Source organism: Candidatus Brocadia sp. (assembly GCA_021646415.1).
In the GTDB taxonomy this organism is placed as follows: Bacteria; Planctomycetota; Brocadiia; order Brocadiales; family Brocadiaceae; genus Brocadia.
Map to the genome: position 1 here is coordinate 295,037 of SOEU01000001.1, position 19,737 is coordinate 314,773.

At 43.1% G+C, this 19,737-nt stretch carries 16 protein-coding genes; 10 read left to right on the forward strand and 6 right to left on the reverse strand.

Annotation, left to right across the window (positions count from 1 at the left end; genetic code table 11):
- Nucleotides 1-31 precede the first annotated feature (31 nt).
- From E3K36_01170 to E3K36_01195, 6 genes are read right to left on the reverse strand one after another with little or no spacing between them, the layout of a single operon-like run.
- Nucleotides 32-1,825, reverse strand: a complete 1,794-nt coding sequence (locus E3K36_01170; protein ID MCF6153870.1) for a hypothetical protein — start codon at nucleotides 1,823-1,825, stop codon at nucleotides 32-34.
- 4 nt (nucleotides 1,826-1,829) lie between these two features.
- Nucleotides 1,830-3,797, reverse strand: a complete 1,968-nt coding sequence (gene lptC, locus E3K36_01175; protein MCF6153871.1) for an LPS export ABC transporter periplasmic protein LptC — start codon at nucleotides 3,795-3,797, stop codon at nucleotides 1,830-1,832.
- 41 nt (nucleotides 3,798-3,838) lie between these two features.
- Entirely contained in the window at nucleotides 3,839-4,087 is a 249-nt protein-coding gene (locus tag E3K36_01180; protein MCF6153872.1) for a type II toxin-antitoxin system HicA family toxin, read from the reverse strand.
- Nucleotides 4,077-4,316, reverse strand: a complete 240-nt coding sequence (locus E3K36_01185; protein ID MCF6153873.1) for a type II toxin-antitoxin system HicB family antitoxin — start codon at nucleotides 4,314-4,316, stop codon at nucleotides 4,077-4,079. Before E3K36_01185 ends, E3K36_01180 begins: the two co-directional genes overlap by 11 nt.
- Before the next feature lie 11 nt (nucleotides 4,317-4,327).
- The gene (locus E3K36_01190; GenBank protein MCF6153874.1) at nucleotides 4,328-4,873 is read right to left on the reverse strand and encodes an HAD-IIIA family hydrolase; all 546 of its coding nucleotides are present in this window, start codon (nucleotides 4,871-4,873) and stop codon (nucleotides 4,328-4,330) included.
- Complete coding sequence (locus E3K36_01195; protein MCF6153875.1) at nucleotides 4,867-5,841, reverse strand: KpsF/GutQ family sugar-phosphate isomerase; 975 nt, start codon at nucleotides 5,839-5,841, stop codon at nucleotides 4,867-4,869. Before E3K36_01195 ends, E3K36_01190 begins: the two co-directional genes overlap by 7 nt.
- 215 nt (nucleotides 5,842-6,056) lie before the next feature.
- Between E3K36_01195 and E3K36_01200 the strand changes: the two genes are divergently transcribed.
- The 10 genes from E3K36_01200 to smc all read left to right on the forward strand — a co-directional run bounded on the left by E3K36_01200 (nucleotide 6,057) and on the right by smc (nucleotide 19,731).
- Nucleotides 6,057-6,686, forward strand: coding sequence for a site-2 protease family protein (locus E3K36_01200; GenBank protein MCF6153876.1), 630 nt, complete (start codon nucleotides 6,057-6,059; stop codon nucleotides 6,684-6,686).
- Nucleotides 6,687-6,731: 45 nt separating this feature from the next.
- Complete coding sequence (locus tag E3K36_01205) at nucleotides 6,732-7,478, forward strand: chromosome segregation protein ScpA (protein ID MCF6153877.1); 747 nt, start codon at nucleotides 6,732-6,734, stop codon at nucleotides 7,476-7,478.
- A gap of 190 nt (nucleotides 7,479-7,668) precedes the next feature.
- Nucleotides 7,669-7,845 (forward strand): Trm112 family protein, encoded by a 177-nt coding sequence (locus E3K36_01210; GenBank protein MCF6153878.1) that lies wholly within the window; start codon nucleotides 7,669-7,671, stop codon nucleotides 7,843-7,845.
- Complete coding sequence (locus E3K36_01215; GenBank protein ID MCF6153879.1) at nucleotides 7,845-9,527, forward strand: membrane protein insertase YidC; 1,683 nt, start codon at nucleotides 7,845-7,847, stop codon at nucleotides 9,525-9,527. The genes E3K36_01210 and E3K36_01215 overlap by 1 nt, the downstream gene beginning before the upstream one ends.
- A 13-nt stretch (nucleotides 9,528-9,540) precedes the next feature.
- A complete protein-coding gene (mnmE, locus tag E3K36_01220) occupies nucleotides 9,541-10,947 on the forward strand; it encodes a tRNA uridine-5-carboxymethylaminomethyl(34) synthesis GTPase MnmE (protein ID MCF6153880.1) in 1,407 nt (468 codons plus the stop codon).
- Between the two features lies 1 nt (nucleotide 10,948).
- Entirely contained in the window at nucleotides 10,949-11,416 is a 468-nt protein-coding gene (locus E3K36_01225) for a cytidine deaminase (protein ID MCF6153881.1), read from the forward strand.
- Between the two features lie 265 nt (nucleotides 11,417-11,681).
- Nucleotides 11,682-12,191, forward strand: a complete 510-nt coding sequence (gene nrdR / locus E3K36_01230) for a transcriptional repressor NrdR (GenBank protein ID MCF6153882.1) — start codon at nucleotides 11,682-11,684, stop codon at nucleotides 12,189-12,191.
- 18 nt (nucleotides 12,192-12,209) lie between these two features.
- The gene (gene nrdD, locus E3K36_01235) at nucleotides 12,210-14,657 is read left to right on the forward strand and encodes an anaerobic ribonucleoside-triphosphate reductase (GenBank protein ID MCF6153883.1); all 2,448 of its coding nucleotides are present in this window, start codon (nucleotides 12,210-12,212) and stop codon (nucleotides 14,655-14,657) included.
- A 246-nt stretch (nucleotides 14,658-14,903) separates the two neighbouring features.
- Nucleotides 14,904-15,686, forward strand: coding sequence for an anaerobic ribonucleoside-triphosphate reductase activating protein (locus tag E3K36_01240; protein ID MCF6153884.1), 783 nt, complete (start codon nucleotides 14,904-14,906; stop codon nucleotides 15,684-15,686).
- A 421-nt stretch (nucleotides 15,687-16,107) separates the two neighbouring features.
- Nucleotides 16,108-19,731: a chromosome segregation protein SMC gene (gene smc, locus E3K36_01245; protein MCF6153885.1), complete on the forward strand. Its 3,624-nt coding sequence runs from the start codon at nucleotides 16,108-16,110 to the stop codon at nucleotides 19,729-19,731.
- The last annotated feature ends 6 nt before the right edge of the window (nucleotides 19,732-19,737 follow it).

Sequence of the window (19,737 nt, forward strand, 5' to 3'; positions counted from 1 at the left end):
ATTGAAAAATTACGCATTAATCAACCATGTTTTATGGTTTTTGTGCAGGTTCTGTATAATAGGCCGTTTTTTCTTTTTTTGCCGCGATTCTTTCCATGGCCTCAACCGCATTCTCCCGGACATCTTCATTTTTGTTGTTGACCAGACCCTGGAGCGCAGAAAGTGCTTTGGGATTGCCAATCCTGCCCAATGCCCATGCCGCGGCACTCACAACAGACGGTTCTTTATCCTTGAGTGCCCATATGAGTGAAGTAACTGCCTTTTCGTCATCAATCCAACCAAGGGTTTGTGCCACACGTTCCCTTGTATGCTTGTTAATTTCGCGCAATGAACTGATTAATGCCTTTACCGACGGACTGCCAATCTTTACCAGCGCCCATCCCGCCCTGCGTCTTGTCACTTCCTCATTGTCGTTCAGGGCGCGCGTCAGCAAAGGGATGGATTTTTCACCAATTGCAGCCAATGCCCACGCCGCCTTCGTTCGTGTCCATGCAGCATCTTCCCCGGCATCGGTAACCAAAATCTTAGCCAGGATATTCATAGCCTTATCGCTGCCAATATGACCCAATGCCTCCACACAACCACTTTTCACATGCCAGCTTTTTTCTTTCGTAAGTAGAGTACTTAATGTGAAAACAATACTTTGGTCTCCAAGTGTTCCTAAAGCCCGTGCAATATCATATTTTACATCCTGATCGGTTTCGGTCTTTAATGTTTCTACAAGCGCTGGAACCGATTGTGCAGCACCTAGCCGTTTCAACGCAAGAACTGCTTCTCTCCGTACCGCAGTGTTTTTGTCTCTGAGGAGAGATTGTGTGTATGCCGCTGCACTCTCATCACCGCAAAATCCGAGTGCCCAGGCAGCGTTTTGTTTTACCTGTGGTCTTCTATCTTCAAGAAGTTTTAAAAGAGGGGGTATCGTATACTTCTGCGGCAACACCATCAGTGCCATAGCAGCAGTCTTTGCTTTATCATAGTCAGCATCCTCCATTGTTTTTACCAGATTTTTTACTTGTCCCTGAAGGTATACTGCATTATTGTTTGTGTCTTGCGGTGAACCTGCAATACCTCTTTTTCTCGGTCTTTCCCTGACATTTATCCGGCTTCTCATATTCAGGATATCCATGGCAACACAGGGATAATCTGCCAGGATAACATCCACTCCTACCTTGATACGCTCCTTTATCGCTTTTCTGTCATCATTTTCAAGTATGACCGAGAGTGCATATTTCTTTTCCTCGTGTATCCGATTAATTTTTTCTTCTGTCATTTCCTCTGGCGATACAAAAACGAGTTCTTTCCCATAGGATTCTGCATCTTCTGTGTTAAGATTCCTCAGTGTCCCCCATAAATATACCTGCGAAGACATCCCGGACTCATTAACAAGATTCAACACTTGTTTTTCCAAACAAGCTTGTTTGGCATTCAGGATCAATTTGAGATCATTAACTTTGCAAAATTTCAGGACATCGGAAAGTAAGGGCACCCGTTCTTTCCTGAACGCAATGCCTCGCCACGAGCCGGCATCATACTGTTGTATCTCGGCATATAACAACTGGTCAACGCGCCCTTTCCCATCGGTTGTTCTATCGATCGTTTCGTCGCACATCAATATAAGCTGATTATCTTTTGTTTGCCGGATATCAACTTCAATCCCATCGATGCCTAACTCGGCAACCCTTTCTAATGCTGCAAACGTATTTTCCGGGACATCTTCTAATACACCATGACGCGCAAAGATTTCGACCTGCCTGGTGTTCTGTGCAAAAACGGACACTAACGGAAGGGTTAGTAAAAGAGAAATAATAATTGGAATATAACGCATCTCTTTATTTCTCCGAACTTTTTGTTTCTTTGCTGATGAGTTGCCAGTGTGGTCTGCCTTCCCAGGTAACCCGGTTTTCTGCCATATCAAAATATACCTTTTCTGAAAATGTTCGTGAGCCTTCCTTTCGTAATTCCGCCTTTGGATTGCCTGTCAGTATGGCTACATTTTTTATTAAATCCCAGGTGAAGAGTGATCCCAATCCTTCACTGCCACCCAAACTCTTGCCAAAAAAATAGACATTGCCCGTAGCAATGATTTGCGTTATCTTATTGTCACGGTCCAGATAGGCATCAATTTGGTCTCCGTTCAACTTTTGTTCACCTTTCGTAACCTCCACCGCTTCATAAAAGCTCGTTTTTTTTAATGTATCGTTATAGATCATTTTTTTAGCCCAGTTGACCTTTATGTCCGTTTCCTCAGGATCTTCATTGGAAAGTTTTTCTTCCCCCTTTTCATATAAACTGCCCTTGCCCTCACACAATATTTTCTTTCCATCCCCATAAAATAAAACCCTGGGGGCAAGAATTTGTCTTTTGTTTCCTTCTCTCAGCAAAGCGAAGGGTTGTCCTCTCAAGACGGTAACTTTATTTTTTGCATCCCAGGTGGCATGATCTCCAACGGCCTCGTTGAATAAGCTGCCCTTTTTATCGATGATGTGTATTTTTTCTGTCGCCTTCAGAGTCTGCAGGTTATAATCATAATCATTAAATGTCACGGTAAGATTATCGCATAACAAGGTTGAATTTTCTTTCCTTACCTCAACGTTCTTTTCAAAATTTGCCTCTCGTACATCGTCCAAAAAATTCATTTTCCCATCCCATTTTACACGAATGTTTTTGTCGTCACCCTCTGCTTTAGCAAGGGTCTTTTTTTTACCCTCTTTTTCTTTCATCGTGGCTTTTAAGCTGCCGGAACTCGGAACGTCTATTTTACCCGTATCCTTATAGAAAATCATTTTCTGCGCGTCAATATTCAGATTGTCTTCGACAAATTCTGCCTTCTGAGCATCTTCAAGAATTGCGCTTTGAGTATTGACATCCCAGGTTAAAAAGCTTCCCTTGGCAATTTTTGTTCCTTGTGATGCAAGTACATTCCCGCTGGCAATGGCCTGTTTTGTTTTCTTGGTTTCTGGGTCTAAAAAAACGACCAGCTTGTCGGAAAAAACAGTCGAACTACCCTTTTTAATCTCAACATTGTCGTTAAAAGTCATGATATTTGCATCAGGACGTCTGTCAAAAACAAGTTGTCCGCTCGACCGGATGAAGGTTTTTTCGAGCGGTGTTTCTTTCGTACTATTTTCCTCTGACTGATTCTGCACAGTTTGCTGAGTACTGTTCTGTGACAAAAAAAAGAGGTCGTTTTTAATACCATCCATTTCCATCTCTGCGTCTTTTTTAATCCACATCTTCTTATTAATAAGATCTATTTCGCAGCCCTGTCCTACAATTTTTACACCCTTTCCATTGATGGCAACAGGATCGTCGGTATATACAAACTTTTTCTCGGGTAAATATCTCAGATAGTCGGTATTAAGCTGGGTTTCCGGGTCGATATGGACAACCACATTATCGGAGAGATAGCCTTCATCGGAGGTCTTATCCATCTCCCCCGTGTTGGATGTAATCAAAAAAGAATACGTTTCACTTTCAGGTTTTGCAGAGTCCAGGACTTCAATTTCCGGGGCAATGATTTTATAGACATTATCATTTAGAAGGAGGGTATTTTCTCCACGCATAATTACAACTTCTTTCCCCTGTTCATCGTAATTTGGCATAGTCAAACCCCGAACCGCTTGTGTTACTGTGTCTGTGCCAGTTATATTACTTATATTACGAGCCTGTTTCCGTGGGGAAGGATTTTCCTTTTGATTCCCAATCTCTTTTTTTGGCTTGGAGATAACAAGTGATACGATGATAGAGAGTATGCAGGCAGCGGGAATGCCAATGAGTATATATCTTCGGATGGTCATGGTAGTGTGAAAATAAAAAAACACCCTTTATTATGATTTAATCATTTACTATAAAAATAAGGTTTTAATTGTTCTTCTGGAATATAACGACTGGCTTGTCTTACTATTGCACGCAATGTTCCTACGTCAAGCTCATCATGGGAAGGAATTGTTAATGTCTGCTTATCTCCGGCAGAACCAATACGTTTGAGTTTTATGTGGCTACCCCTTTGAGTAAAAATAACAAAACCAAATTTGTTTAAAGTTGAAATAATTTCTTTTCCAGAAAGCCTTTTTAATTTAGGCGACATCAGCTATAGCTTCCAACTCCATAGTTACTAATAAAGTCGGATTAGGGGCTAAACCGAACTCAGATAAATCTTCATTTTCTAAATGAAGCCTTATTGCTTCTTCAAGATTATCAATTGTTTCATCTAGGGTTTTCCCCTGTGTAACAACAGCAATTTCATAACACTCTGCAATATAGCATTTTTCTCCTTTTCTAATAAATGCCTTAATAGTATGTTGAAGGTTTTCGATATTTTGAGCATTCACGTTTTTTCTCCTTGTGTATCAGGTTTCTTATAGCGCTCCATAATGAAATGCCATTTTTCCTGGAATTTGAGTATCTTTTCTGCAACCTCTCTTACTGCACCGAATCCTCCCTTTGCCCTTGTAACATAGTCAGATTGGCGTTTAACGATAGGTGAGGCATTGGCGACTGCAACGGAAAATCCCACACGGCTGAATATGGGGAGGTCTATAAGGTCATCACCTATATAACATATCTCTTCATCCCGGAGTGCGTGTTTTCTGAGAATCTCTTGATAGGCATCTAATTTGTTTTTGATTCCCTGATATACATCCCCGATACCCAATTCTTTTGCCCGATGTATGACAGCATCACAGTTCCTCCCGCTGATAATTGCGGTTTTGATACCAGCACGATGGAGGTATGAAATGCCAGTACCATCCAACACACTGAACGCCTTTGTTTCGCATCCCTGAGAATCAATATAAATGGTGCCATCCGTTAAAACACCATCAACATCAGCAATGACAAGCTTTATATTTTTTATCAAGTTAACTTTTAAAATCCAACCTCCAGTAAATCTTGCACATCTATGATTCCGATAGGTATATTGGAATTATCAACTACGGGAAGTTGGTCGATTTTATGATCTTTTAGTATCTTGTATGCCTCGGCAGCCAAGCAACTGGCATGAATAACTTTGGGCGACCGGGTCATAACCTCCTTCACACTGCAATGCAAAAATGATATACCGTCTTTTAAATGTCTTCGCAGGTCACCATCAGTAAAAAATCCTACGAGTTTTTTTTGCTTATCAACAACACTCACAGCACCTGGCTTACCTGCTGTTTCCGTCATAATTGCAAGAACATCCAACAAAGGCATGTCCTCGTCGGCCACGGGGTTCTCTTCATCCTTGCGCATGACCATTTCTACGGTAAGCAATTTCCTGCCAAGCTCCCCGCCCGGATGATAAAATGCATAATCTTCTTTTCCGAGGTTTCGCTTTTTAAAAATCGTAAGGGCCAATGCATCACCGAGAGCGAGCATTGCAGTTGAACTTGCCGATGGGGCAAGGCCTAAAGGGCATGGTTCCTCAATCTTCCCGATGTCAAGAACAACGTCACTGTGCTGGGCTAAAGAAGACTTATTGTTTCCCGTCATAGCAATCACCTTTGCCCCAATCTGTTTCACCCAGGGCAAGAGCGTAACAACCTCTGTTTCGCCGCTATTAGAAAGCGCCAAAACGATGTCGTTTGTAACAATGCGCCCAAGGTCACCATGCCTTGCCTCTGACGAATGTATCCAGTATGAAGGAGTTCCCGTACTGGCCAGCGTCGCAGAAATCTTTTGGCCAATAATTCCTGCCTTCCCAATGCCGGTAACTACCACCCGGCCTTCACAGTGAAAGACTAAATCAACCGCCTCTTGAAAATTATGGTCCAGACGATTGATCAGATTTTTTATTGCTTCCGATTCGAGGAATAGTACTTCTCTTGCAAAGTCAATATCGGATAAAGGGCCTTCTTTCATCAGGTTATTTTGTATTCCACAAACACGTATCGTTGAAACCGAATCGATGAATTTTGATGCATTATCTGATTTATTATAGTGGTCAATTCTTGAACATTCAAGAGAAAAGAACAGTATCGTTGAGGGCGGAAGAATAATTAAGTGCTCTAAACTTGACAACTTATTTCGGTTGTGTTAATATGCTCATGGCATAAAACCGGAGAACCTGTATATCTATGAATCTAAACAATTTACTCATAACAATTCCAGCGATACTGTATGCATTAACCATTCATGAGTATTTCCATGGCTGGACGGCTAATAAGTTTGGCGACCCCACGGCAAGGCTGCAGGGCCGTCTGACATTAAATCCACTGGCGCACATCGATATTCTTGGGGCCATATGTTTTGTCTTTGCCCATTTTGGGTGGGGTAAACCTGTCCCGGTAAATCCTTACAACTTTCGAAATCCCCGCCGGGACAATATGATTGTATCCTTTGCAGGACCTGCCGCTAATTTTGTTTCTGCATTTCTCTTTGGCGTAATCTTTCAACTATTGCGGAATATGCCGTTCATCCCGGTGAATGTATCCGCCCTCTTCTTTAATCTGTTGATATCGGGGATCATCATCAATCTCTCGCTGGCGTTTTTCAATATGATACCTTTATTCCCTTTGGACGGCTCCCACATTCTGGAAGGTCTGTTGCCCTATCCGATGGCACAAAAATACAAAGAGATCGAGCGTTACGGCCCGTTTATCCTGTTGGGACTAATCATTCTGGGAAATTATGGAGGTATCTCGGTTTTAGGGGTAATACTCGGTCCACCCATACAATACTTTCTCAGATTATTTACGGGTTTATAATTTAACCGGAAATTACTTTTTCCATCTTTTTGCAGTGCAAAAGAAATGACAAGCGAATATAAAGTAGATCTGGACATTTATAACGGTCCCCTTGATTTGCTTCTTTATTTGATCCGAAGGGAAGAGGTTAATGTTTATGACATTCCCATTGCACGGATTACCGATCAGTACCTGCAATATATAGAAGCGCTACAAGCCCTGGACATGAACATCGTGGGGGATTTTCTGGTGATGGCGGCTACCCTTATGTATATTAAGTCATACATGCTCCTTCCCCGCTCGGAGATAAAAGATGACGAAGAAGAGATAGAAGACCCGCGGGCATCTCTGGTGAAACAATTGCTGGAATATAAACGATATAAAGAAAGTACCTTTATTTTATCTGCAAGGGCTGCTGAGTGGGAAAAAAAGTGTACGCGGATACACACGGGGTTTCCCGCAGAAACAACAGACAAGAAAGATGCGGAATTACCGCTGGACGGTATAAGTGCATGGGATCTTTTGCTACGGTTTTCCCAAATCATGAAACAGACATTGTTTGATGTGTCCACCAAAGTAACCTACGATGATACGCCAATACAGGAATACATGAACGAGGTCTTAGAAAGGGTACATCTTAACACCTCTCTCTCTTTTACAAATCTTTTCAGGGGAATAAACGAAAGGAGACGGATTATTGGTTTTTTCCTGGCGCTATTGGAACTAGTACGTCTTAACCGGATAAAGATCGAGCAACCCGTAAATTATGCAGACATCCAGATATCCTTATATTCTCAAACGGCACCTTGTTAAACACAAATTACAATGAATCGTACTTTTGATTTGAAATTGTTGGGCTAGTTTGTTAGCATCTTGAGCTTGTAATAATTTTTCGTGGGCGTTCAGTTCGGATGCCATAATATAATGCGGTTCCTGGATACCAAACTGTGGCCAACGGCTGTCAGACAATCAACGGTTATCAAATAGTAAAGGTAGCATGCATATGATTAACAAGGAATTGCTGGACATTCTCGCCTGCCCGTTTTGCAAGACAGATGTCAGGCTGGAAGGTGAAAGTATTGTATGCACAAAGTGCGGACGGCGATATCCGATAAGAGACGATATTCCAATTATGCTTATTGAAGAGGCAGAAATACCGGAGGAACCAAAAAAAGATTAATGGATAAAAAGGCACTTATTGCTATGATTGTTTGCGGGATAATTATGCTGTTGTATTATCCCTTTATATTACCCCTGTTCTCACCGAAAAAGGCTGTGGTCGTAGAGGAAACAACAGAAGAGGCTATTTCGGAAAAACCACGTGAGATAAAGATTGCAGAAGTCCCCAAGCCTTTGCCAACGCAACCTGCTAAACCTCAAACGGACATTCCACCACAAGTAGTCGTTCTTGAAAACGCACTAGTAAGAATGGTGTGGACAAATGAAGGGGCGGCACTCAAATCCGTTAAGCTGAAGCAATTTAAAGATGCAGAGACTAAAAATATCCTGGATTTATTAAAGGATGCGAATACAGAATATCATCCCCTTGCTATAGAAAGTACCCTTCAAAAAACGAACCTCCAGAGGCAGCGATATACTGTCTCCGAACAAAGCGGGAACAAGGTTGTGTTTACTACCGCATTGGAGGAGGGAGTAAATCTTATCAAAACGATCAGCTTATTACCGGATAAATACCATGCAAACGTGGACATTACCTTAGAAAATAACACTGATACTGAAGTTTCAACATCATACAGTATTATTGCATCCTCCATGATTACCCATGAAGGTGAGCCTTCGGCTGACATGGCAGCCGTAGCAGGCGTAGATTTGGGAAATAAAAGGACTAAACTCATACGTATGGCACCCAAGGAATTGCCTTCTAAGAATGAATCAGTAGGCATTGTTTGGGCCGGGTCAATGAATAAGTATTTCTCAACGATCTTGAAACCCACATCAGACGATTTAGTTGCATTTATTCATGCACAGGCATTTGATGCCCAGGGAATGATTACCAATGAGAAGGCAGAACATGGCGACTTTATGGTTACTTTACAAACGAACAAGTTTCGCATACTACCCCATGAAGCTGTTAAACATAGTTACATTTATTTTGTGGGGCCCAAAAAAGAACAGGTACTGGAACAATACGAAACATTAGATATCCTTCTCAGCTATGGTTGGTTTACCGCAATAAGCAAAGTACTTTTGACTTTCCTGAACGCCGTCCATCGTGTAATTCCAAACTATGGTATCTCTATCATTATATTAACCATCATTATTAAGGCCATCCTTTTCCCGCTTACAAGAAAAAGCCAGGTCTCTATGTTCAGAATGCAGCAACTGCAACCAATGATAAACCAACTCAAGGAAAAGTATAAACATGACAAGCAAAGGATGGGGAGAGAACAGATGTTGTTGTTTAAAAAATATGGAGTCAACCCCATGAGTGGCTGCTTGCCTATGATATTGCAACTCCCGGTTTTTTTTGCACTCTTCCGTACCTTACAGCTTTCTTTTGAAATGAGGCAGGCCCCCTTCATGTTTTGGATTAGCGACCTTTCCAGACCAGATACCTTGTTGTTACTTCCCTTTAGTATACCTTTTCTCGGGAATGCCCTCAATATACTACCGTTAATCATGACAGGCGCTTCCTTTGCCCAGATGAAGGTTACACCAAAAGCCCCTGCTGTAGATCCACAGGCACAGGCTCAGCAAAAGATGATGTCATTTATGCCGATCATGTTTGCCTTCATATTATATCACATGCCTTCGGGACTTACGGTATACTGGACAACGAGTACTATATTTAGCATTATTGAAGGCATAGTAATCCGGAAAACAATCAAGAAGATAAAATAAACAATCCCTTGTTATGTGCTCCGAAATCCAGGATACGATCGTTGCTGTTTCCACGCCGTCGGGGAGGTCGCTGCACGCAATCATCAAGATCAGTGGACAGGAAGCCATTCATTGTATCAAAGATTTTTTCGTTTCGGCCTCTCATATTGACTTAGAGATTACTCCTTCCTATTCCTCTGTGCAGGGACACCTTTCTATCCCTGGGGAATATATCACTATTCCTGTCGTTTTGTATGTTATGAGAAAACCCTATTCGTATACAAAGGAAGACGTGGTGGAAATCCATACCATTGGTTCTCCACCCCTCCTGGATATGCTTCTGGACGCTCTTTTATCAAGGGGAATTCAAACAAAAAGGAGTATCCGGCTTTCACAACCGGGCGAATTTACAAAACGAGCTTTTTTGCACGGCCGGATAGACCTTACACAGGCCGAGGCTACCATGCGCATCATCCGCGCACAAACAGACCTCGAATTGAAGGCAGCAATTGCACACTTGACCGGAGACGTTTCACGGGAGATCAGGCGTATCCAAGACGATGCGATTTCCCTTTGCGCACATATAGAGGCAGCTATTGATTTTTCAGACCAGGATATTGAACTGATACCAGCGACAGAAATTATGAACCGTTTGGAGGCAATCACAACAAACATTTCTCATTTTTTAAACCAGCCGGAGACCACCAAGGTTCTCACGGAAGGGATTGATACCGTTTTGTATGGTAAGCCCAATGTGGGAAAATCGAGTCTGATTAATGCCCTCCTGGGAAAAAGAAGGGCTCTTGTCAGTGATGTACCAGGAACGACGCGGGACGTAGTCACCGATATTTTAGAAATAGGCGGGATTCGTTATAAATTGGCGGATACGGCAGGAGTAGATGACACAAAAGGCACGATTATATCAAGAGCGATGGAAAAGGCTCAATCCCTGTTAAAGAGGGCACAGATATTGTTGCTTGTTTTTGATGGCAGCACCAATTTGAGCGGGCAATTCCTGGAAATGAAATCAGATGATTTGACAAACAACGTAATTATTATAATCAACAAATGTGATCTCCCCCAAAAAATTCCTTATTACGAATTGCCGGAAGAGTTTAAAGAATATCCCATAGTACATACTTCCACACTGACTGGTGAAGGTTTGGAGAGACTCAAAGAACTACTGTTAGAGACTGTCATGGGAGGCAGGATAAACTCATCTGTTGCTCCCCCTATGCTGAACGCGCGCCAAAGAGAGGCACTCCAGCGCTGCCTTCAATCAGTACAACAAGCCATGGAGTCAGCAAGAAATAATGAAAGTTACGAATTCGTAGCATTGGACCTGCGTACGGCAATAGATACCCTTGGCGAGATTGTGGGAAAGGCTACCACAGAAGATATTTTGGATAACATATTCTCTGGATTTTGTATTGGGAAATAAGATGTCCAAAAGACCCTCGTGGGATGAATATTTTTTGCGGATCACCCGGGAGGTAGCACAGCGCTCCACATGCTTGCGAAGACAGGTGGGGGCACTTCTGGTAATGGATAAACACATTCTGACGACGGGTTATAACGGCGCACCGAGTGGACTTCAACACTGTTTAGAGATTGGCTGTTTACGGGAACAGCTCAAGGTACCTCCTGGGGAACGACATGAACTCTGCCGTGGTCTCCATGCCGAGATGAATGCCCTGCTCCAGGCGGCATACTATGGCATAAAAATTTCCGGGGCAACATTATACAGCACTACGTACCCCTGCTCCCTGTGCGCCAAAATGCTGGTCAATGCAGGCATCAAACGCATTGTCACCCTCACCGATTATCCCGATGCCCTCGCCAAAGAGATGCTTTCCATGGCGAATATTAAAGTGGAAATTATAAAGCTGGATAATCTCAACAAAGAATAGTCTTAAAAATTCGCTATAATAATAAATGTAACGGCTAACAACCGTGTCTCACGTTTCGATTGTATCTTGATGAAGATATCCGGGTATCGCCATATTCATCAAAAACTGTTGAATTTTAAGGGGTTTTTCCCCTTTTTTCAAAAATCCCCTTGACAGCCTATATGTTGTATGATATATATTTGAACCTGTCATATATAGATATTCTCAGATAAACACGCGATCTCAAAAATTGTTTCATTTAACAGGCGTTTCCCACTGAAATTTTATGCAATGTCTGTTTTGCAAAGTAGACAATGACAAGGTTATTAACTCCCGCACATCGGTTGACGGTTTGAGCATTAAGCGCAGGCGGGAGTGCTTGAGTTGCGGTCGCCGATATACGACATATGAGCGGATTGAAGAGAGTCCTTTGCGTGTAGTCAAGAAAGACGGGACGCGTGAAGCGTTTGATCGCAAAAAAATATTGAAAGGGCTGGAGAGGGCGTGTGAAAAAAGGCCGGTTTCGACTGATACGTTGGAGAATATTGTAAATGAAATTGAGCGGGAAATTTACGACAAATTCGATCGGGAAGTGACTACGAATTTCATCGGGTCGTTGGTGATGCAAAAATTGAAGATTCTTGATGCAGTGGCTTATGTACGATTCGCATCAGTGTATAGAGAATTCAAGGATATCTCCGAATTTATTGATGAACTGAAGCCGTTAATGACGGGTGAAAAGAAGAAAAAAAAGGATGGGAGTAATGACTCCCGCAGTATATCTCTTCAACATTAGACCGCAGGGGAAGGGAAAATGAACACAGCAACAACATTAGAGTGTGTAGTAAAACGCGATGGAAGATTAGTGCCTTTTAACGAGAAAAAGATCGCAGATGCTATCTTTAAGGCGGCACAGGCGGTAGGGGGCGAGGATCGCGCCCTGGCAGATGAACTGGCGGTTGTTGTTACCATGTTTCTGGAAAAAAAATATGTCGGACAGACGCCTGGTATCGAGGACATACAGGACATCGTAGAAAAGGTACTTATTGAGACAGGACATGCCAAAACGGCCAAGGCTTACATACTCTATCGTGATAAAAGAGCAAGGATTCGGGAATCCCTTCGTGTCCGGAAGCACACAAAGAAACGTGCTGATACAACCGACGTCTCCCTTATGGTAAATACCGAGACAAAGGACGAAACATTTCCATGGGATAAGAGAAAGATTGCGGATGCCTTGGAAAAGGAAGCCGATCTTTCTGAAGAGGCCGCCTCTGAAATTGCCGGTATTGTGGAGCAGCGGGTTTTTTCATCCGGATTAAACCGTATTTCTACGACACTAATACGCGAACTGGTAGACAACGAACTCTTTGAAAGAGGGTACAGCAAAAAGCTTGAAAAGCAGGTCGTGATTGGTATGCCGAAGTACGACCTCGAAGAGCTGATCCTGTCAAAGAATAAGGAAAACAGCAATATTGCCACAAATAATCCTGAGGCAATTAATCTTGCGATTGCCGAGAATACGCTAAAGCAGTTTGCCCTCCAGGAGGTATTTTCGAGAGATGTTGCAGATGCCCATTTGAGCGGCATGGTACACATCCACGACCTGGGTTATCCGACAAGGGTGTATTGCTCTTCACACTCCCTTGAATATTTAAAAAAATATGGATTGTCACTCCAAAATCTGGATACAGAATCAGCACCTGCAAAGCATGCACGTACCCTCACGGGACATTTAAATACGTTTCTGGCCTCCATGCAGGCCTATTATGCGGGTGCCCTCGGTGTAGGATATGTCAATATTATGTATGCCCCTTACCTGGAAGGGATGAGCTATAAAGAAATGAAACAGGAGGCGCAACACCTTATCTTCAGTTGTTCCCAGAGTGCTTTTTCTCGCGGCGGGCAGACCTTGTTTCTGGATTTTAATGTCCACACTGGTATTCCACGCTATTTAAGAAATATTCCCGCTATCGGACCCGGCGGAAAACCAACCGGGAAGACCTATGGGGATTATGAGGAGACAGCCCGTCAATTTACCTTAGCCATGCTGGACGTATGGCGTGAAGGGGATTGCTATGGACACGTCTTTGCCTTTCCGAAGTGTGATTTTCATATTAACGAAGATACCCTCAATGATCCTAAACAATACGAAATCCTGGAATATGCTTGTCAGATTGCCAGCGAGAATGGAGTTCCTTATTTCATCTTTGACAGGGATGAGATTACCCTGTCGGCCTGCTGTCGTTTGCGTACCACGATAGATGATAATTATATGATCAAACATCCTGAAAGTATGCGTTTCTGCGGATTTCAAAACATTACGATCAACCTTCCGCAGGCATCATACCGGGCAGGGAGAGGCAATTGGGATGGGCTGTTTAAAGAGATTGACAGGGGCATAGAAATTGCCGTAAAGGCGCATCTCCAGAAAAAGGCGTTTGTAGGAAAATTAATGTCCAGTCCGGAGATGCCTCTCTGGGAGATTGGCAAGAAGGCAAAGGACGGTCGCCCTTATGTAGATCTGGAGACATCAACGTATATTGTGGGTATCTTAGGATTGAATGAATGCCTCCAATTTATGACCGGAAGGGAATTGCATGAAGGTGAGGATATGATTAAGCAAGGACTGAGGGTCATTTCCCACATGTATATGCGTGTAAAGGAGGCAGGGAGGAAATACAAGCTGAAATTTTCCCTGGAGGAATCACCGGCAGAAAGTGCCAGCAGGCGGCTTGCCAAGGTTGATGTAAGGAATTATCCCGAAGCTGCTGATATGGTCAAGGGAAACACTGAAAGGGATGAATTCTACTATACCAATAGCGTTCATCTGCGTCCCGATGCCCCGGTGGATATGATTACGAGAATCTTCCTTCAGAGCAAGTTCCATACGATGATTGAATCGGGCGCCATTATCCATGCATTTGTCGGTGAAGAAAGGCCGCCGGCATCCAGTATCATGAATCTGGTCAAAAAGACCTTTAAAAATACGCAGGCCGCCCAGGTTACCATCTCCCCGGAATTTACTATTTGCAACGATTGCAAGAAGGTTACCCAGAGACTTACCGATATCTGCGGACACTGTGGTTCAAGGAATGTGTATGGTATTTCAAGGATTGTAGGGTATTTTAGCCGCATTAATAACTGGAACAAGTCCAAGATTGGTGAACTGGCAGACAGGCACAGGGGTAATTACAGTGTAAATGATTTCTTGCCCCAAAAGGACCCGTTATCTGTAGAATCGTGTGCAACAAAGTGTTAAATTTCCCAAAAAGCAAAAATTTAGTTTTTAGTCAGCAGGGCAAAGCGGAGCGCATCAAACAAACAGTTTAAACTGTTTAAGCCGTTTAAACTGTTTGGGATGGGTTCGCTTCGCTTAACCCATCCTACTTTAATTACAATACACAAGGATTATAACTCCGGGATAAAAAAATACAGATCAAACAACAACGAGTCCCAAAGGGACGAAAGGATATAGCCAGGGGTGAAGTCCCTGTAGGAGAAAAACATCACAATCATCAGCCCTGAACGGGCGAAAGGAAAATTGGATTATAGCGTGATTGTACCAATCAAGGGATTCATAGAAAATAGCCTTATCGAATGGGAAGGGAAGATTGTCTCTATAATCTTCCTGCCAACCTGTAATCTCCGTTGCCCTTATTGCCATGCCCCCCATCTGGTTCAAACACCGAATGAACTGGAATCCATCCCGGTCGATGCCGTTATTGACAAGATACGACAAACTCTTGGCTGGGTGGACGGTGTTGTAGTCACGGGTGGCGAGCCAACCGCACATAAACATCTCGACGTATTCCTTAAGTCATTAAAAGATACCGGGATTCTGGTTCGCCTGGATACAAACGGCACAAATCCTGGTGTGCTAAAAGATTTAATTAACAGAAGACTTCTGGATTGTGTTGCCATGGACATCAAGGCGCCTCTTCAGAAAGAAAAGTATGAGCTGGTTTCTGGTGTGCCTTGCACTATTGAAGATATTAAAGAGAGTATCCGGATTATTATGGAGAGCGGTATTGAGTATGAATTCCGCACCACCGTATGTCCATCACAATTAGCTGGAGATGACATTGAGGATATCGCCAGAACCATTCAGGGTGCCGGGCGCTATACACTCCAGTCTTTCAGGCCGAATCATTGCCTGGACACATCGATGTTAAACATTGAACCGTACCCTGCAGAAATACTCAGGGGTTTTGCAGCAAGCGCCGGCAAATATGTCGGTTACTGCTGCGTGCGCGGCGAAGAGGGAAAAGTTTTACAAAGGAATTGGTAACTTCATTATACCGTTTGGTCTCGTTTATAGCCAGAGAAAGGGGGTGATTGTATATGGCGATGAAGAAGTGTGGAAGTTCTGGAAAGACAGCAAAGGTAGCAACAAAGAAGACAGCAAAGAAGACAGCAAAAAAGACAACAAAGAAATAATGAATGGTATTTATCAACCGAAAAGCATCTTAAAAGACTTTTAAGATAATTTTACGGGCAAAAGGTTTACTTAATTGATATTTTAGTTATAATTAAATTCTGTATGCTGAGTGTTAGGTATCGAGGATATTAATGGTTACTGTATAAAGCGATCCGTATATTTCATGTAAGAGACCAAATGCAGTGTGTATAATGAAAAGGGGGTGTTTCGCTCTAACGAAATACCCCCTTTCGTGATTTAGTACATCATCGGTAATTTTGAAATTAGAACCATGAAACTGAAAAAATTAGAATTATTCGGATTCAAATCTTTTGCTGAAAAAACTGAAATTGTCTTTGAGGATGGAATAACCGTCGTTGTAGGGCCCAATGGGTGTGGAAAGAGCAATGTCATTGATGCCATAAAATGGGTACTCGGCGAACAAAGCGTGAAATCATTACGGGGCAACGAAATGGCGGACGTGATCTTTAACGGAACGGATAAGCGCCCATCATTAGGTTATGCTGAGGTATCACTGACTGTACAAAACAACAAAGGGCTTCTGCCACTTGAATACACCGAGGTCTGCATAACCCGTCGTTTATATACTTCGGGTGAATCGGAATATCTTATCAATAAACAGGCAAGCAGATTAAAGGACATTCGGGAGCTTTTTCTCGATACGGGTTTTGGCGCAAATGCCTATTCTGTAATAGAGCAGGGCAACGTGGAAGCCATGCTGCAGGCTGATTCCCGTGAGAGGCGGCTTTTATTTGAAGAGGCCGCTGGAATTAGCAAGTTTAAATCACGGAAGAAGGCTGCCTTGAGCAAGCTGGAACATGTGGAGCAGAACCTGCTTCGGGTTGGTGACATTATCGAGGAGTTGCAAAAACAACTCCGTTCGGTAAAACTCCAGGCATCCAAGGCGAGAAAGTATCAGGAATATGTGGAACAATTGAAAAAATTAAAGATTGGACTTTCGCTAAAAAACTATCGTGAGCTAAAAGGGAAAAAGGAGGCTGTTTCAGAACAGGTTAACCAGACAGAAGAACAAAGCAAAAGGGCAGTCGCCGAAATTAACGAACTTGAAGTGCAAATCAATGCAATTGATGGCATGATGGGGCAGTTAGAGAAGCAATTGGCACAGATGCAGACCGAAAGGGTAAATCTGGATGCGCAAATATCCAAAAATCAGGATAAAGTAAAATACGATCACGAACGTATTAAAGAACTAGAAATTCTCCGGGAAAAGTATACTGAGCAACAAAAGGGTCTGGAAAATAAGATACATGAGACAAACAACAAGATTACAGAGACGAAGGAACAGTTAAATACGGTAGAACAAGAAATTGTAAAGTTTGCAGATATCCAGAGGATAAAAGAGACTACCCTGAAGCAGATCAATCTCGAGTGCGATCTGCTGTACCAGGGTATTGATGAAAAGAAGTCTGAGGTTATCTCTATCCTTCAACAGGAGTCCAGCCTCCAGAATGAGATTGGTAGCCTTACAACAGAGAAAGATGCCCTGAAAACCAGGAAAATGCGTCTTTCAAAGAGGCAAGAGGAAATTACTTCATTCATAGATACCTTGATGTCTAAATATCAGGAGACCGCGAAAGAAAAAGATTCACTCATGGAAGAATCCAATGGTTTGGATCAGAAAATATCTGCCTCAAAGGGACGTATCCAAGAACTGGTAAGTATGATACGGTCTTTGGATGAGCAAATCAATCAGCAAAAGCAATTACAGAGCAGTAAAACCTCCCGACATGAAGTCCTTATGGATTTTGAAATGCGGGCGGAGGGTGTAGAGTCTGGTGCAAAGGCCATCTTAGAGGAGTCCAGAAAGGACCCTGCGGCAGTAAAGGGTATACGGGGCATGATTGCCGACCTGCTAAAAGTCGATCTCCAGTATGCATTGGCCATCGAAACTGCCCTGGGTGAAAGGGTGCAGGGTATAGTTACCGATACCACCGATGATGCCGTTCAGGCCATTGCATTCTTACAAAAGAGCCAAAAGGGTCACGCAATTTTTTTCCCATTGGACAGAACGGACGGTCAGTCTTCCATTCCTGAGAAAATCCTGCAAAAACCAGATGTTGTCGGCATCGCACGGAAACTTGTCAACAGCACAGAAGACGTTTGCAAGGTTGTTGATGGTTTCCTGAATAATACCGTTGTTGTAAAAGATCTTACTACCGCGCTTGCCATGAGCAATGATAATCGTACTATTCGGTATGTTACACTCGATGGCGAGTTATTGGAACCCGAAGGCACACTCAGTGGCGGTAAGAAGCAGGGACAGGTAGGGATCATATCCCGTAAAAGTGAACTGAAGAAGATCGAAGAAGAACTGGTTCAAATACAGCAAACCCTTGAGAAATTGGAACTGGATAAACAATACCATATCGATGAACTCTCGGGACTCGAAGCAGAGACGGCTCAACTGGCGAAGAGAATAGAGCAGGTAAATATCCTGAAAATTTCCAAAGACAATGAGCTTGCACAGAATGAACAGAAGCGGGATGAGCTTACCGCAGAGAAAAAGATCAATGAGAACGAGATGGAAGAGATCGATGTGGAAGTGGGAAATACCTGTGAACGTGAAAAAGGTTTGCAAGAAGAGTTAATGCAGCTCAACCAGCAACACAAGCAATTGGAACAGGAGGTCGAAGAATCCTCCATGCTTGTGGAAGAAAAAGAGCATCTGAAAAAGAGTGTTCAGGATGAAATAACTGCAGTAAAGGTTGGTCTTGCTCAAAGACAGGAAAAGAAGGATGGACTGAGTAAAACCTTGAATAAACTCGATGCAGAGTTGCGGGAGACCCAGGAACAAATTAAGCATATTGTGCAGGAGCAGCAAAACTGCCAGCAGAAAAAGCTGGAAGCAGAAGAAGAGATCAAACACCTGGAACTTCTGGTAAGTGAACTCGACACAAAAAGGATTGCATTGGAAGGGTCAATGGCGTCGCTCAAAGCCGAGCAGGACAGTCACAATCTTAAAGCGAAAGAATTAAAGGAACACTTTGATGAAAAACGGACAGAGCAGAAACATTTCGAACAACAACTACAAGGACTAAAACTCAAGGAAAACGAATATCAAATTCGCTTATCTAATCTGGAAGAGCGTGTCCGCGAGGAATATCAACTCGACCTGTCAAACTTAGATGCTACAACCGAAGAAATCAAATTGGAACTTACTACGTCACAGGCAGAAACTACTGATCCCACCCAGCCTCAGATTGATTTCTGGGAGGCAGTTTCCCGGGAAATTGAGGAACTGCAGGGGAAGATCGGAAGACTGGGGAATGTGAACCTGGAGGCCATCAAGGAACAGGACGAACTGGAGATCCGCGAGACATTCCTGGTAAACCAGAAGGAAGACCTCGAAAAATCCCAGGATGCCTTGCAGAACCTGATAAAAAAGATCAACCATACCAGCCGGGAATTATTTGAGAAAGTCTTCAATGATATCCGCCAGAATTTTCAGGTGATGTTCCGGAAACTGTTTGGCGGTGGCAAGGCCGATGTAATCCTGGAGGAAAATGTGGATATTCTGGAGGCGGGCATTGAGATTATGGCACAGCCACCCAGTAAAGAACTTCGTTCAATTACCCTCCTCTCCGGTGGCGAAAAGGTCATGACCACCGTAGCGCTCCTTTTTGCAGTATTCCAATCAAAGCCCAGTCCATTCTGCATCCTGGATGAGGCAGATGCCGCCCTGGACGAAAGCAATATCAACAGGTTTACCCATATTCTGAAGGAATTTACCAAAGACACACAATTTCTCGTTATTACCCACAACAAGGTCACCATGAGCGTTGCCGATGTGATGTATGGCATCACCATGCAAGAGCCCGGCGTATCCATGAAGGTGGCCGTAAAATTTGAGGAGATCGAGAGGAAGGTTGCTTGAAAAGCG

What these genes read in the sequence shown, in the direction of transcription:
- E3K36_01170 (MCF6153870.1), bottom strand. Translation starts at nt 1,825, where the DNA reads ATGCGTTATATTCCAATTATTATTTCTCTTTTACTAACCCTTCCGTTA.
- lptC (MCF6153871.1), bottom strand. Translation starts at nt 3,797, where the DNA reads ATGACCATCCGAAGATATATACTCATTGGCATTCCCGCTGCCTGCATA.
- E3K36_01180 (MCF6153872.1), bottom strand. Translation starts at nt 4,087, where the DNA reads ATGTCGCCTAAATTAAAAAGGCTTTCTGGAAAAGAAATTATTTCAACT.
- E3K36_01195 (MCF6153875.1), bottom strand. Translation starts at nt 5,841, where the DNA reads ATGAAAGAAGGCCCTTTATCCGATATTGACTTTGCAAGAGAAGTACTA.
- E3K36_01200 (MCF6153876.1), top strand. Translation starts at nt 6,057, where the DNA reads ATGAATCTAAACAATTTACTCATAACAATTCCAGCGATACTGTATGCA.
- E3K36_01205 (MCF6153877.1), top strand. Translation starts at nt 6,732, where the DNA reads ATGACAAGCGAATATAAAGTAGATCTGGACATTTATAACGGTCCCCTT.
- E3K36_01210 (MCF6153878.1), top strand. Translation starts at nt 7,669, where the DNA reads ATGATTAACAAGGAATTGCTGGACATTCTCGCCTGCCCGTTTTGCAAG.
- E3K36_01215 (MCF6153879.1), top strand. Translation starts at nt 7,845, where the DNA reads ATGGATAAAAAGGCACTTATTGCTATGATTGTTTGCGGGATAATTATG.
- mnmE (MCF6153880.1), top strand. Translation starts at nt 9,541, where the DNA reads ATGTGCTCCGAAATCCAGGATACGATCGTTGCTGTTTCCACGCCGTCG.
- E3K36_01225 (MCF6153881.1), top strand. Translation starts at nt 10,949, where the DNA reads ATGTCCAAAAGACCCTCGTGGGATGAATATTTTTTGCGGATCACCCGG.
- nrdR (MCF6153882.1), top strand. Translation starts at nt 11,682, where the DNA reads ATGCAATGTCTGTTTTGCAAAGTAGACAATGACAAGGTTATTAACTCC.
- nrdD (MCF6153883.1), top strand. Translation starts at nt 12,210, where the DNA reads ATGAACACAGCAACAACATTAGAGTGTGTAGTAAAACGCGATGGAAGA.
- smc (MCF6153885.1), top strand. Translation starts at nt 16,108, where the DNA reads ATGAAACTGAAAAAATTAGAATTATTCGGATTCAAATCTTTTGCTGAA.